Origin of the sequence: Candidatus Arcticimaribacter forsetii, from assembly GCF_910589745.1 — a bacterium.
GTDB classification, from domain to species: Bacteria; Bacteroidota; Bacteroidia; order Flavobacteriales; family Flavobacteriaceae; genus Arcticimaribacter; species Arcticimaribacter forsetii.
The window spans coordinates 857072-872416 of the sequence record NZ_OU342399.1; the positions used below are offsets into that span (position 1 = coordinate 857072).

Below are 15345 nucleotides of genomic sequence, written 5' to 3' on the forward strand. Positions count from 1 at the left end.
ACTTTGAAAAATTACAACACTAAAATTTTTATTTTTTGAAAAAAATCCTTTTATATTTCCTTTTAGTTCTAACCTCCTGTTCTAAGGATTCAAAGTCTGATATGCCAACTATAGAGCCACTATATCCGCTTCAAGGGTCCTGGGGGGTAAGGTTGTATGTTCGGGGCGGAGAAACCTTAGATGATTATGTTGGTCTAGAATCTGCAGGAGGAAGAGGGTATGATTATGTTGCTGGAGCCCAAGAAATTTTAGCTAGTTATCCAACCATTGGACATGTGCTTACGAATGCTACAAATAATGCTAAATCTCATTTTTGGACGTTGCGTACAAACGAAAATGTTGCTGCTGTTTTAGGTTCAGCGGATGCAATTATTGACGAAGAGTTTGTTCCTAGTTTAGAAAATGAACAGGTAATTATTGAAGTGATTAGAACGTTTAAGAATGCAAATAAAAAAGTGATTTTATATTTAAACGGCCTAAGTCCAGCAGAACGGGCTTCTTCTGGCGGAGCTGCTGCTTGGAATCAATATGTAACGACTTATTTTGATGGCAATGAACATAGAGCTTGGATGGATTTTTGTGAAGGCTACATCAAACGTTTTGCCGAAATGGGAGTAGACGGTTATTGGATTGATGCCTTTGCTAGTTATCCTGGGAATGATTCCGAACGGGCAGAGTTTGTTCAAATGATGCGAACTGTTGACCCTGAATTAATCATATCAACGAACTATGATAAAGACTATTTTAAAGATGAAAATGCCGATAAAATTAAAGTAGATACTGATGGATCTGATGATCAAGATGAAACAGACTACAGCGTTATTAAACTAACTGCAATGGATCCTTGGTCCGATTTTACAGCAGGACACATTACTCCATTAGCACAAGGAGCTCCCCCGAATTCTTGGGCCTATGAAGAATTTACGGTTGCTGATATTCAGTCCAATCCTACCTCTTCTTTTGATGGATCCAAAGAAACTACAAAACATTTGTTTTTACCCATTCGATCTACATGGTCTAGTGAACGATCTGAGTTGATGTTCGAAAGTGAACAAGCCTATCGTTTTGTTAAAAGAATTACAGACGCAGGTGGATCTGTCACTTTTTCAACTACAACAGACACCAACGGAACTACAATGGAAGATGAAGAAGTGGTACTGAAATTTGTGAATCAACAACTTGATGCTAACGCTCCTGCATCTCCTTATGTTCGTCCTGAGGGTGCTTTTCTTGTTGGGGAACGTTAGTTGTTAGAGTTTTTATTTGAAATAAAGAATAATAATTGGTCAACCAGTTTTTATTCTATATTTTTAGATTTACAGCAATAAAAAAGATACACTCATGTTTAACAATCAATTTAATTTAGCTCATAAAACCGCTCTTGTGACCGGTTGTAAAAAAGGAATTGGAAAAGCTATGGCTATTGCATTAGCATCCGCCGGAGCTGATGTTATTGGAGTTAGTGCTTCTTTAGAATTATCTGGAAGTGAAGTTGAAGCTGAAATTTTTAAAAATGGAGGTAAATTCAAAGCTTACCAATGTGATTTTAGTGATCGCAAGGCACTTTATTCTTTTATAAAAGAGTTAAAAGAAAATCACACAACCATCGATATATTAGTTAATAACGCAGGAACAATTAAACGTTCGCCAGCTGTCAGTCACTCTGATTCTAATTGGGATGAAGTTATTGAAGTAAATCAGACAGCTCCATTTATTCTCTCAAGAGAACTTGGTAAAGAAATGGTAAACCGTGGGAGTGGTAAAATAGTTTTCATTGCTTCATTACTTAGCTTTCAAGGGGGGATTACTGTTCCAAGTTATGCAGCTAGTAAAGGAGCGATTGCACAAATAACGAAGGCGTTTTCAAACGAGTGGGCTGAGAAAGGAGTGAATGTAAATGCAATCGCCCCGGGTTATATCAATACAAATAATACAAAAGCGTTACAGGAAGACCCTCAACGATCTAAACATATTTTGGATCGTATTCCTGCTTCTCGTTGGGGTCAACCAGACGACTTTGCAGGGCCCATCGTATTTTTGTGCTCTGCAGCCTCTGATTATATGCATGGAAGTGTTATGAATGTCGATGGTGGCTGGATGGGACGTTAATTTACAAACTTAATAAGTGCTAAATGAAACCAAAGATTATACTGTTATTTTTAATTTGCTGTATTATTTCTGTTATAACTTCCGGAAAAATTGAAGTTCAGGAGCAGCAAGAACTTGAGATTTTATATTAGAGAAGTACTTATATTTAAATGTTTAGCTATAAGTTTTTAAAATTTATAACTTTAGATAAACTATAGTTATGAAAAAAATCAGTTTTACATTAAAAGTTTTAGGGGTTATATTTCTTGCTTTTTTAATTACTATTTTTATTACATATAATTATTTCAACTCCATTTTTTTAACTTTTGAAAATGATTACCCCGAAAAATTAGAATTTAATAAACTAGAAGAGGATGGTTATACTTTTCTCGACAGAAATTCTAATGGAAAATTAGACCCTTATGAAGACAATCGACTTTCTGTTGATGTTAGAGTCGAAGATGTTTTGTCACAAATGACACTTCAAGAAAAAATTCATTTACTCAAGGGTTCAGGTATTTCCTCGGCTATAGGTATAACTAATCCGGAAGGTGTAAAGGGTGCTGTTGGTACTATAGTAGCTACACCACGCTTAGGTTTACCTACTCTTTACTTATCTGATGGGCCAGCTGGACTTAGAATAGACCCTGAAAGAGAGGATGAAAATAGAAAATATTACAGTACTGCTTTTCCAATTGCAACGCAATTAGCTTCTACATGGAATGAAAATTTACTTTATCAAATTGGAGATGCAATGGGGGAAGAAGCAATTGATTATGGTGTAGATTTAATTTTAGGCCCCGGTGTTAATATACACCGCCATCCTCTGTGTGGTAGAAACTTTGAATATTATTCTGAGGATCCTTTGCTCTCGGGTTATATAGGAGCAGCTTTTATTAACGGAATAGAGAGTAACGGAGTTGGTGCCACTTTGAAACATTTTGTTGCAAATAACCAAGAAACTAATAGGAAATTTAATGATGTAATTGTTTCTGAAAGAGCTCTAAGAGAGATTTATTTGAAAGGGTTTGAGTACATTATAAAACGATCTCAGCCATGGGCTGTAATGTCATCTTACAATAAGATAGGAGGAACCTATACTTCGGAGAGTAAAAAATTACTTCATGATATTCTTCGAGAAGATTGGCGTTTTCAAGGCATGGTCATGACCGATTGGTTTGGAGGCGAAAATCCTTCGAAGCAAATTATGTCGGGTAATGATCTAATAGAACCTGGAACAAAAATTCAATGGGAAGAATTGATTAGTGCTCACGCTTCGGGCTTATTAGATGAATATAGTATTAATCTTGCTGCTAGTCGAATTCTAACAGTGATTTTTAAATCTAAAAAAATGCAGAGTTATAAAAGATCTAATAACCCTGATCTTAAAAATCATGCTGAGTTAGCAAGATATGGTGCTTCTGAAGGAATAGTACTACTTAAAAACGATATGGCTTTACCCTTGTCAGACAAACAAAATATAGCTTTATTAGGAGTTCCTTCTTATGATTTAATTTCTGGTGGAACAGGATCAGGTGATGTTAATGAAGCTTATACGGTTTCAATTGAAGAAGGTTTAATTAATGCAGGTTATCAGATAAACAAAACAGCTTCAGAAATTTTTAAAGAACACAAAAATAACAATTCTGAAAGCTTTATAAGGCCGGTAGGAATGGAATCAATATTTACAGATTATTCACCCCCACAAATAAATTATACAAAAAAGCAATTACAAGAAATTGTTAAAACTGCAGATATAGGGCTTTTTACTTTGAGCAGGAATTCCGGTGAATTTACAGACCGTTATTTCGAGGGAGATTTTTTGCTAACTCAAGAAGAGTTACAAAGGATATCTTTGATTTCTGAAGTGTTTAATGCTGTAAATAAAAAAGTGATAATTATACTCAACATTGGTGGAGTTATTGAAACAAAAAGCTGGAAATCCTATCCTGATGCTATACTTTTATCTTGGCAGGGAGGTCAAGAGGGTGGTAATGCAATTGCTGATGTGTTAAGTGGTAAAATAAATCCCAGTGGGAAATTACCTATGACTTTTCCAAATAAACTTTCCGATCATGCATCAGACGCAAATTTCCCAGATAATAGGATTGAAATTGAGCTTCAAGATATGTTTGTCGATATGATGTTTCCGCCAGAGGAACGATCAGAAGAAGACAAAATTAGAGATGAAGACTACACATACTATGAGGAAGGTGTTTATATAGGTTATCGACATTTTGACAAAAGATCTTTTGATGTTTCTTACCCTTTTGGATATGGATTAAGTTATACTAATTTTCAATTTGAAAATGGTAAAGTATTGGTTGAAAATGATTCTATAAAAGTTTCTACTTCTGTCATAAATACAGGGAGTGTTCCAGGAAAAGAAGTAATTCAGGTTTATACCCAGAAGAAAAATTCTTCTATTGATAGACCAATAAGAGAGTTAAAAGGATTTGCTAAAACAAAACTTTTAGAAGTCAATGAGAAAGAAGATATTGTTATTTCTATTGCGATTAAAGACTTAAGATACTGGAACGAATCTATTGAACAATGGACTCTTGAACAGGGTAGTTACATTATAAATATCGGAAATTCTTCTAGAGATATTTTACAGAAAATTGAAATAAAGTTATAATTGTTTTAATAATTAATGCACCATTTAATTTTTCAAATAAAGAACTCGATTTTTATAATGTTAAAGTACTTCAGTAGACTGAATTTATAGTAACCTACGGATTTAATGAAATAAGAGCACATTACTATTTTAAGGAATATCGGTTTACCCATAGATATGTTATTTCTTGGGGCAACTTTTGCTTTTTGATTGATTTTCTTTAAATAGTATGTTTTAAAGCTTTTTTGTACAATATATTAGGATTCAAAGAGTACTGTTGCGCTGTCGTTGAACCATTCAGTATAGTTTTCTTTATATTTTTTAGCAACATTATTTCTTTTGATCTTAAGGGTAGGAGTAGTAAGTCCATTCTCTACATTCCATTCTTCTTTTACTATAATAATAGTCGAAATCTTCTTGTACCCATCCAGATTATCATTTTCTTGTTCTAAACGTTTTTCTAAAAATAAAGTAAGCTCTTCTTTAGATTTTGCTTTTCCAATATCCGACAGAACAGCCAATAAAATAGGTTGCGGTAGACCCAAACCTGCAACGCAAATTTGTTCAAAATCAACGATATCTGCAAAGTAACTCTCTAGGACAAGAGGTTCAATGTATTTCCCTTTGGAGGTTTTAAACATATCTTTAACACGTCCGGTAATGTATAAGAATCCATCTTCATCTAAATATCCTTGGTCACCTGTATGTAACCAACCCTCTTTTAGAACTTCTGCAGTTAATTCTGGTTGTTTATAATAACCTTTCATTACAAAAGGTCCACGCATAAGAATTTCTGAAGTTTCAGGATCAATTTTGATATCAACTTCAGGCTGAGCGAGTCCAACAGACCCTGGACGGTCAATAATTTTAGAATCTAATTGAGAGGTAATAGCACTATTTTCGGTCATTCCATATCCATTAGTAATTGGAATTCCAATTTCTCTAAACCAAGTCCTTTGTATTTCTAGCATTGGTGCTGCCCCTGATATAATCGCTCTTGCTCGAGATAATCCAAGAGTTTTTTTGAATTTTCTTTTTAGCAATCCAGATAGTATTGGAATTCGGAGTAGGGTAGTTAATTTTTTTTGTGGAATTTTTGAAAGAATCCCCATTTGGAATTTAGTCCATATTCGCGGGACAGCAAAAAACACTGTCGGCTGAACTTCACCCAGATTTTTGGCAAAAAACTCTAGGCCTTCTGTAAATGAAATGGTTCCTCCGAATCGGTAAGAAGCAAATTCAACCACAATTCTCTCAGCAATATGATTTAACGGGAGGTAGGAGAAGAAATCATTATTACCACTAAAATCAATCTTCATAGGGTTGGACTCAAGAGTTAGAGCTTCTGTTTTTTTATTTGCTAAATAATCTAAAACAACCCCTTTTGGAGTACCCGTAGTTCCCGAGGTGAATATGATAGTCCAAGTATCAGATAATTTAGGGATGTGTGGATCCTTTAGTGGTTCAAATTTATTTATAAAGTCATGCCATTGATGACCCTCCGTAATTTTGGAGTGATTGCTGTAAGAAGGGAACGCTATCATAGGAAGCCCTTTAGGGACCCCTTCTTTTTGTTCGTCCCAATGTTCTACTTTTCCTACAAATAAAAGATCTACATCTCCAAAGGTGAGAAGGGTGTTTATTTCTTTAGAATTAAGCGTAGGAAAGAAAGGTACACTTATATACCCAGCCATCATAATTGCTAAATCTGCAATAATCCATTCACGACAGTTTTTGGATATTAAACCAATATGTGCATTTTCTCTTAAACCCAAGGAACGTAATCCAGTAGCAAGTTTACGTGCATATTGTCCAACCTCTCCCCAGCTATACTCTTCCCAGTTGTCACCAAAAGGTTGGCGAAGAAATGGTTTGTCTTTTAATTTTTTTTCCCACTCATAAAATTTAAAATCAAATAGGGCATCTTTTTCTGAATTACTCATAATGGTTTGTTTTAATTTAATGATGCCAATCGATTTTATATAGTTCCATAATTTTAAAAAAAGTCCCATGTGTTTTTTTGAAAAAAAGGACCTAAAGTTGGTTTAAGCGTATATAATTTTCACTTGGTATGAAAGGTAGAATTTCTATTTCTGATCCATTCCACACTTTAATAGTGGTTTCAAAAGGCTCTTCAATTTAAAGGATGCTTTCGAATCTTCCCAATTTTTTCTAAAATATTTACTAATACGTGTTAAATATATTTCTCTTGATCTTCAACTTTTAAATGTATTTGACCTCTATTTTGAGTTTTAAAACAATAGATTTGAGGGTGTTGTAAATTTTATGGTACTCTAATTATCAATGCATTGAAGATTGATGAACACTTTTTGTAAATATCGATCTTAGGGTTAAAGAATCAACTTCCTAATAATCACAAAAACAATAATTAGAGCTGAATATCCAATAAAAAAAGGGATGATGAAGTAAGGGAGATTCAGGGTCAACAAAATCGACATAATAAGGAGTTGAAAACCAAGACCATACAAGGATATTAGAGTCATAAACCACTTTGGGAATGGCTTGCTAGAACTTGCATTACGGTCCATATAATACATGACTTTATCAAAACAGATGTATAGCACATTATAAATGTTGTAAAATAAATCTACTTTAGACTGACTTTCTCCTTTTAGGGCTTTTGGTTTAGAATTTTCAAAAATTCGACTGGTTGAATCCCCTTGTACCGAATTTCGTAAAATCACATAATAATAATTGTAAAGGGTTCCTTGGAGTTGTATTCCTAAAAATGCAAGGAACATATACAGAAAAGAAATTTCGGTGATGTACCAAAGCGTTAACAAGAAACAAAAATTAAGGAGTAAGTCTGCAATCGAGTCATAATAACGTCCAACATAGGAAGGTGTTTTTTTAAGCCGTGATAACTCCCCGTCTGCTGCGTCAATTATAGACTTTAATATTATGAAAAAAGCAGCGGTAATCAAGTATCCATTCAACATAAATCCAATTGCGATTAATCCAGCAATGATAAACATGGTAGTTACATGGATGGGAGTAAAAGGAGTGTTTTGTAGTTTACTGGCAATCCATGATCCTGGAGATCGACCGTAATCGGATAGGTCTAAAAATTTATATTCCTCGGGTAGTTTTGACATTCGTAATCCTAGCGGATAATTAATTATTCCTTAAAAGTACGATGATTTTTTGAGTTTGATTTATTAAAATGAATTACACTTGAATAATTTATGAGTATTATAATAGAAGCAATGTTTTATCGAGCAACACGACCAGAGGAATCTCCGTTCATTAATTTCTCTATTTCAGCAATTGTAGCCAAGTTAACATCTCCTTTAATTGTGTGTTTCAAGCAAGAAGCTGCTATTGCAAAATCTAGGGTTTTTTGGTCGTCTTCTGGAAAGTTAATAAGTCCATAAATTAACCCTCCCATAAAGGAATCTCCACCACCAACTCGGTCAACAATATGTGTCATTTGATAACTGGAGCTTTTGAGTAAGGATTTTCCGTCGTACAATACCCCTTCCCAAGAATTATGTGAAGCTGAAATTGAACCTCTTAACGTGGTAATTATCTTTTTGATTTTAGGAAATTTTGCTTGCATTTGTCTGCATACAGACAAGAACGCTTTTTCTTTAATTCGATCCCCTTCATGTACATTTTCTACTCCTTGTGGTTCAATCCCAAAGTGCATTGCTGCATCTTTTTCGTTTCCAATAATAATATCACAATAGGAGGTTAATTCGGTCATAATTGCTTCTCGATTACCACCATAGTTCCACAAATTAGCACGGTAATTGAAATCGGTTGAAATAGTAATCCCCATAGAACTTGCTGTTTTAACAGCTTCTAAGCAGGCATCAGCAGCACTTTGTGAGATTGCGGGAGTAATTCCCGTCCAATGAAACCATTCCGCATCCTTAAAAACTTCAGTCCAATTTACCATTCCAGGTTTTATAGTAGACATAGAAGAATGAGCTCTGTCGTAAACAACTTTACTTCCTCTATTTACAGCACCCGTTTCTAAAAAATAAATTCCCAAACGATCACCCCCTTCAACAATATGCTTTGTTCCTACATTATGCTTACACATTTCCATAAGAGCAAGCTTACCAATATCATTTTTTGGAATGCGAGTTACAAATTCAACGGGTATGTTATAGTTCGCTAAAGAAACCGCCACATTTGGCTCTCCACCTCCATATACTACATCAAAACTATTCGCTTCAGAGAAACGTAAAGAATCTTTCGGAGACAACCGTAACATGATTTCTCCAAAGGTGATTACTTTTTTCATTTTCATTGATATTATGTCTTAAAAAAGACTGGTTAACCAAACTGGTAAACCAATTTACATCAAAAGTAATTGAAATCAAAATTTATACAGGGAATATTTAAAAAAATAACTTAATCAAAATTCTACTTTTCTTGATTAGGTTACTAAACATATAAAAATGAGAAAATATTTGTGTTTAACTACAAGATGAAATGTATTCTTAGGTAGTGAAAATTATTTTAGTTCAGTTTTTTCATAATAAAAAATCCCGATAATTATCGGGATTTTTCTAGATTAATTGCTTTACAGCTTGAAATTTAAATTTTTAAAAATTTCATCCGTTTTAATTACGTTATATTTTGTAAGGTCCCATGGGTTTTGATTCTTACCCCAATCAGGTGATTCTCTTCTCAACTTCATTCTTTCAGTGAAATTTTTCATGTATTCTAATCTATTTTCATCAATAATTATTGATAAATAATCTGAGTCTTTACCTCCAAAAACATTTTTAAATACAGCTATATGATATTTTATTCCTCTTTTTTTGTCAAGAGCATAGGCCTTTTTTTGGTGGTTAATGTATGCTTCCTCAGAATTCATAGCAATATTTATATATTGGAACCTCCTGTATTGCATTTGGTCTCTTTCTTCTTTAGGAAGCGCCATAAAGTCATCCATTTGACTTAGCTCTGGTACATATTCCCAAACTGAACTTTGTCTTGAATTTGTAATTGAATTAAACTTCTGTATTAATTCTGGATCAGCAGGATTTGCACCAAGATATTCCAATACCTTATCTCTAGTAGACTCTTGTTTTTCTAAGGATTCCGCCATATCCTTAAGACTGTCATACCACCAAGCAAAATAAACAGTTGTGCTCGACCAGCCTTTATGATGCATTGTTATTCCATTATCATCGCCAGTTACCTCTTTAACAGCTCCAAACCAGTTTGTCGCAACTTCAGCCATATTTTTTTTGTCAGGTGTGTCCGCTTCAAAAAGTACCATTATTTGACCAAAAGAAAAACTGGATACTAAAATAAAGCTTAATAAAAATAATCTCTTCATAACAAAATATTTTTAAAATTAATACATAAACAATTTAAGGAAATTTTATTAATTTAAAAAACATATCAAGACAATACCCTTGAAATACACTACATTAGGTGAAATTTTAAATCTATTATTTAAATGAAGTACATAGGCATAACAGTTGCTGTATTTTTTGTATTTGGGTGTTCTTCAAATTCGAGTAAAACAGAGCAAGAACAATTATATTGGGGCTTTCCACAGTTCGAAAAACAAGATGATGTTAATCCAATTCTAAGTCCAAATAAAGAGTTGGTTTTTACAGACCCTATTAGTCAAAATCAAGTACTATGGGAAGAGCGCAACGTACTAAACCCTGCTGCAATTGTTAAAAACGATACCGTATTTATGCTTTACAGAGCGCAAGACAAATGGGGTACTTCCAGAATTGGGTTAGCTTACAGTAACGATGGGATTTCGTTTACAAAAAACAAAGCACCTGTTTTTTATCCCGACCAAGACAACCATAAAAAAGAAGAATGGAACTTTCGAAAAGTTGACGGAGAGCCCTATTCAATTGATTGTGTATCTTGCTATTTTGATGGGGTTGAAGATCCAAGAGTTGTAATTGACGACCAAAGAACTTACTTCATGACCTATACTGCCTATGATGGGAAAACTGCTCGATTGAGTATTGCATCTTCTAAAGATTTAGTAAGTTGGAATAAGCATGGACGGGTACTTTCTCAAGAAAAGTATAAAGATTATTGGTCTAAGGCGGGAGCTATTATAACAGAACAGATCGGAAATCAACAAGTAGCAAAAAAAATCGACGGTAAGTATTGGATGTATTTTGGAGATACCAATTTATATATGGCATCTTCTACCAATCTTATCGATTGGGAGCCAGCGGAGAACATTGAAAACGGTACTTTAATTTCGGTTCTTCACCCAAGAAAAGGTTTTTTTGACAGCCGTTTAGTAGAGTCCGGGCCTTATGCTCAGTATACCAAAAATGGTATTTCGTTAATTTACAATGCCAGTAATGCTGCCAATTATAGCGATCCAAATCTACCTAAATTCACTTATGCTGCAGGACAAGCATTGTTTGATCATGATAAACCCTATAAGTTAAAAGATCGAACCGATTCTTATTTTATCTATCCCGATAAGGCTTATGAAAAGATCGGAGAAGTAAACGAAGTTTGTTTCGTTGAAGGACTTGTATTTTTTAAAGAAAAATGGTTTCTGTATTATGGTACAGCTGACTCTAAAATTGCAGTTGCAGTATACGATCCTCAGGCAAATATTAATTAATCCTTTTTAAAACTCAAATTTAACTATTCGCATTAAGTTTTTGAATCTGTGTAATGGATTGGCCTCTTATTTATGTTAAAACTTAATTAGTTTTAAATATATAATAGAGTCCATTTGCCAAGTAAAGTTGTCTGATGCAATATAACTGCTGTTATTCGAACTCACTTCAGGATGAAACTCTATACTATCGATGAAAAAGGTTCAGGATACTAAATTTTTACTTTTTAAATCATAAAAACCTAAAACACCACTTTCTTTGTTAAGCTGAAAAAAGTCCTTTAACCAATAGATAGACAGACTGTTATTGGAAATAAAAAATAAGTTGTTTTATAATTACATATATTTGTTAAACAAAACTATATTTAGCATGAAACTTCAGTTAACACTTCTATTTACTTTTGCAGTTACCTCATTTTCACTTTATAACGAAAATACTGCTATCCAAGATTTTCAAGGAAAAGCCTACTATTTCTCTCAATCAAAAATGGATTTAGGGGATTGGGGAGCACGAATGAGTGAAGCCCAGAAGAAACAAATGAAAGACCGCTTGAAAAACAGGCTTGAAAAAACATTTGTTCTGAGTTTCAACAAAGAGGAATCTTTTTTTAAAGAAGAAGAAAAAGTAGATGCTTACTCTGGGGCAACAGATTCATGGGGGAGTAATTTTGCTCGAGGCCCACAATACAAGAACATCAAAGAAAATAAGTTGGTTCAAGAGCAAGAATTCTACGGTAAGAAATTTTTAGTAAAAGATCAATTACAAACCATTGAATGGAATATGGGAACAGAATCTAAACTCATTGGACAGTACATGTGTTTTAAGGCAACCGCCTCTGTTCCAACCTCAGAACTTAGCTGGTATAATTTTTCATGGCAAGACCTCAGAGATGAACCTGAAGATGATACCGTTAAAATGACACAAGTAGAAGCCTGGTACACCCTTCAAATCCCATTGCGTCACGGTCCTGCTGAATACTGGGGATTACCTGGGTTAATTCTTGAAGTGAGTGCTGGAAACACCACTATATTATGTTCTCAAATTGTATTGAATCCAAAGAAGAGGGTCGACATAAAAATGCCCGAGAAAGGAAAGGAAATAACGAAAAATGATTACCAAAACACCATCAAAGGGAAAATGATGGAAATGAGAAACAACCGCGGTAGAAGAAGAAGCTAATTGTCCAAACAAATTCCCTTAGATATACTATATATTTCGAATGAAAAAAATTAGTTTAGTTTCACTGCTACTTTCATCAATTGTTTCCTTTGGTCAAATTAGCTTCAAAGGAGTCATTTCAGACACCCTCAAAAACCCATTGGAATTGGCAAGTCTTGTTGCCATCAATAAAGAAACTAACGGTTTTGAATCTTATGATATTACAGATAACCTTGGCCAATTCAAATTAAATCTTAAGGAAAATACTATTTATAACATTCAGATTAGTTATATCGGTCTCAAAACAATCAACGACAACATCTCAACCAGTCAAGTTAATCTCGTTAAAGACTATGTGCTCAAATCAGAATTTGCTTTAGATGAAGTAGAACTGATTTATAAAATGCCTGTAGCGATTAAAGGAGATACATTAGTCTACAATGCCGACGCATACAAGAACGGTTCTGAAAGAAAACTGGAAGACATCATCGAAAAACTTCCTGGCATAGAAATCAATGAAAGTGGCCAAATTGAAGTAGAAGGAAAAGTGGTTAATAAACTAATGGTTGACGGAAAAGATTTCTTTGACGGAGACACCAAAATCGCTACAAAAAATATTCCATCCAATGCCGTTGATAAAATTCAAGTTCTGCGAAATTATGCAGAGGTCGGTCAACTCAGTTCAGTAAGAAACAACCAAGACAATGTTGCTATAAACATAAAACTCAAGGAAGGAAAAGAAAGTTTCTGGTTTGGAAATGTAACGGCTGGAACGGGAAGTGCGCCAAACGAAACTCTCTACTTAGCACAACCAAAACTGTTTTATTACAGCCCAAAGTACAGTATCAATTTTATTGGTGATCTAAATAATATTGGAGAGGTTGCTCTGTCTAGGAGAGACATCCGTGGTTTTGGAGGTGGATTTAATACGCCCAGTAGAAATAGCGGGACGAGTATTAATCTTGGAGACAACAGTCTTAATTTTTTAACTAATCAAGGTAATGCACTCAAAATTGAAAACAAATTAGCTACAGCTAACTTCAGCTACTCACCAAATAAAGCTCTGGATTTAAGTGGCTTTCTAATTTTTAACAATAGTAAAATTTTATCGAGAGAAGTCAACTTTGTCCAATATAGTAATCAGGATTTGAATATCCCCGACGAATCAACAGAACAAGATAGCAACGAACGATCCAATCAAGGGCTTCTGAAACTGAGCGCTTCTTACAAACCCAATTTCAACAACCAAATTGACTATGATGTTTTGGCGCGTATGTCTGATGACAAACAACATCAAAGCATTTTCTCTTCTGTTATAGGAAATACCAATCAAACCGATGAAGTAACTCCCTATAACATTAACCAAAATTTAAAATACTATTACACTCTCGATGAAGACAACATCTTCGCCTTTGAATCGCAACATGTACTCAAAAACGAAAATCCCATTTACAATGCAATCTTAGATAATGTTCAGAATGTTGCCAATACTGCAAATGCACTTGGACTTAATACTAGTTTGTCAGAATATAACCTTGGTCAAAATAGACGCATCAAATCGAATCAATTAGATGCCAAATTGGATTACTATCATATTATTAATTCAAAAAGCAACCTTAACCTCACACTAGGAACCATCTTAAGTTACCAGGCTTTTGACTCTTCCATTTTTCAATTTTTAGAGGATAGTTCAATATTTAACCCCACTCCAAACTTCAATCAAGGAAGGGCTAAAAATGACATTAACTATAATTTTGCTGACGTTTATTTGGGTTTGCACTATCGTTTTAGAACGGGTAAATTCACCTTTACTCCTGGATTCTCAGTCCATTCATATGGAAATAAAAACAGTCAATTTGGCGAAACAGTTGAAGATAATTTTTTGAAATTATTGCCTGACTTTGAAGCGCGTATTCAATTTAAAAAAGGAGAAAGTTTGACACTAAATTATTCTATGCGAAATCAGTTTACAGACGTTACACGACTCGCCGAAGGCTTGGTATTGAACAGCTATAACAGCCTGCAGTATGGCGAGCCAGATTTGCAAAATGCATTGTCTAATAATGTTAGCTTGCGCTACAGCAGTTTTAATTTATTTAATTACACCAATGTTTTTGTACGAGCTGCCTACTCCAATAATATTGACCAAATTAGAAGCCTGACAAATTTTGAAAATGTTATTCGCACGAGTACTTTTTTTAATTCAAGTTTTGCCGATGAAAATGTTAATGTATTCGGGCGCGTACAGCGAACCTTTGGAAAAATTAGAGCTAGTATAAATGCAAGTTTTAATTACAGTAAAATAAATCAATTCATCCAAGAACGACGTTCCTTAAACGAAGGCTTTACTCAAACCTACACTCCTGGCATTCAAACGAACTTTAAGGTTGCACCCAATGTAAGCATCAATTATCGCTATGCCATTACAAACAACAACCAAGGGAATAGAGAAACAATCTTTATCACTAGAGCCCCATCAATTGATTTTGATGCTTATATCCTGAAGAAAATCACTTTTAAAACCAAGTACAGTTATACCACACAGGACCTTGGTAACGGAGAATCACAGTCGTTTCAGAATTGGAATGCAAGTTTATCCTACCGCAAGGATAGAGACGCCAAATGGGAATATGAACTAAATGCAGTTAACATTCTAAATATTGATTCTCAAATAAGAAACAGTGCTAACAATGTATCTGTCTTTACTTCTGAAACATTTATTCAGCCTAGATTCATAACCTTCCGTTGTATTTATAAGATTTAACCCTCTTAATTTATACCAAAAAGTTTGCCTTGCCTGCTTTAGTAGTCAAACTAAACTGTTCGCTATTTCATGAAAAAATATTTCTTTTATTTCTTCTCAGATCAGTCATAAACTTTAAGGCT

General features: G+C 34.1%; 10 protein-coding genes. 6 read left to right on the top strand and 4 right to left on the bottom strand.

Annotated elements, in window-relative coordinates; all coding sequences use genetic code 11:
• Positions 1-35 precede the first annotated feature (35 nt).
• The 3 genes from NG655_RS03915 (at position 36) to NG655_RS03925 (ending at position 4726) form a co-directional block, all read left to right on the top strand.
• Positions 36-1247 carry a hypothetical protein gene (locus NG655_RS03915; protein WP_252158041.1) on the top strand — a complete coding sequence of 404 codons (1212 nt, stop codon included), beginning with the start codon at positions 36-38 and terminating at the stop codon, positions 1245-1247.
• Between the two features lie 94 nt (positions 1248-1341).
• Positions 1342-2109, top strand: coding sequence for an SDR family NAD(P)-dependent oxidoreductase (locus NG655_RS03920; protein ID WP_252158042.1), 768 nt, complete (start codon positions 1342-1344; stop codon positions 2107-2109).
• 199 nt (positions 2110-2308) lie between these two features.
• Positions 2309-4726: a beta-glucosidase gene (locus NG655_RS03925; RefSeq protein ID WP_252158043.1), complete on the top strand. Its 2418-nt coding sequence runs from the start codon at positions 2309-2311 to the stop codon at positions 4724-4726.
• 236 nt (positions 4727-4962) lie between these two features.
• Here the strand turns inward: NG655_RS03925 and NG655_RS03930 are convergent, their stop codons facing one another.
• The 4 genes from NG655_RS03930 to NG655_RS03945 all read right to left on the bottom strand — a co-directional run bounded on the left by NG655_RS03930 (position 4963) and on the right by NG655_RS03945 (position 10025).
• Positions 4963-6648: an AMP-binding protein gene (locus tag NG655_RS03930; RefSeq protein WP_252158044.1), complete on the bottom strand. Its 1686-nt coding sequence runs from the start codon at positions 6646-6648 to the stop codon at positions 4963-4965.
• Between the two features lie 408 nt (positions 6649-7056).
• Positions 7057-7821: a CDP-alcohol phosphatidyltransferase family protein gene (locus tag NG655_RS03935; protein ID WP_252158045.1), complete on the bottom strand. Its 765-nt coding sequence runs from the start codon at positions 7819-7821 to the stop codon at positions 7057-7059.
• A 116-nt stretch (positions 7822-7937) separates the two neighbouring features.
• Complete coding sequence (locus NG655_RS03940; protein ID WP_252158046.1) at positions 7938-8978, bottom strand: sugar kinase; 1041 nt, start codon at positions 8976-8978, stop codon at positions 7938-7940.
• A 282-nt stretch (positions 8979-9260) separates the two neighbouring features.
• Positions 9261-10025: a hypothetical protein gene (locus tag NG655_RS03945; protein ID WP_252158047.1), complete on the bottom strand. Its 765-nt coding sequence runs from the start codon at positions 10023-10025 to the stop codon at positions 9261-9263.
• A gap of 123 nt (positions 10026-10148) precedes the next feature.
• Between NG655_RS03945 and NG655_RS03950 the strand changes: the two genes are divergently transcribed.
• The 3 genes from NG655_RS03950 (at position 10149) to NG655_RS03960 (ending at position 15223) form a co-directional block, all read left to right on the top strand.
• Positions 10149-11303: a glycoside hydrolase family 130 protein gene (locus NG655_RS03950; protein ID WP_252158048.1), complete on the top strand. Its 1155-nt coding sequence runs from the start codon at positions 10149-10151 to the stop codon at positions 11301-11303.
• Between the two features lie 367 nt (positions 11304-11670).
• Complete coding sequence (locus tag NG655_RS03955) at positions 11671-12480, top strand: GLPGLI family protein (RefSeq protein WP_252158049.1); 810 nt, start codon at positions 11671-11673, stop codon at positions 12478-12480.
• A 40-nt stretch (positions 12481-12520) separates the two neighbouring features.
• Entirely contained in the window at positions 12521-15223 is a 2703-nt protein-coding gene (locus NG655_RS03960; protein ID WP_252158050.1) for a peptidase associated domain and porin domain-containing protein, read from the top strand.
• The last annotated feature ends 122 nt before the right edge of the window (positions 15224-15345 follow it).

Bases quoted from the DNA above. Each gene is read 5' to 3' on its own strand.
- NG655_RS03920 (WP_252158042.1), top strand. From the start codon at position 1,342: ATGTTTAACAATCAATTTAATTTAGCTCATAAAACCGCTCTTGTGACC.
- NG655_RS03925 (WP_252158043.1), top strand. From the start codon at position 2,309: ATGAAAAAAATCAGTTTTACATTAAAAGTTTTAGGGGTTATATTTCTT.
- NG655_RS03930 (WP_252158044.1), bottom strand. From the start codon at position 6,648: ATGAGTAATTCAGAAAAAGATGCCCTATTTGATTTTAAATTTTATGAG.
- NG655_RS03935 (WP_252158045.1), bottom strand. From the start codon at position 7,821: ATGTCAAAACTACCCGAGGAATATAAATTTTTAGACCTATCCGATTAC.
- NG655_RS03940 (WP_252158046.1), bottom strand. From the start codon at position 8,978: ATGAAAAAAGTAATCACCTTTGGAGAAATCATGTTACGGTTGTCTCCG.
- NG655_RS03945 (WP_252158047.1), bottom strand. From the start codon at position 10,025: ATGAAGAGATTATTTTTATTAAGCTTTATTTTAGTATCCAGTTTTTCT.
- NG655_RS03950 (WP_252158048.1), top strand. From the start codon at position 10,149: ATGAAGTACATAGGCATAACAGTTGCTGTATTTTTTGTATTTGGGTGT.
- NG655_RS03955 (WP_252158049.1), top strand. From the start codon at position 11,671: ATGAAACTTCAGTTAACACTTCTATTTACTTTTGCAGTTACCTCATTT.
- NG655_RS03960 (WP_252158050.1), top strand. From the start codon at position 12,521: ATGAAAAAAATTAGTTTAGTTTCACTGCTACTTTCATCAATTGTTTCC.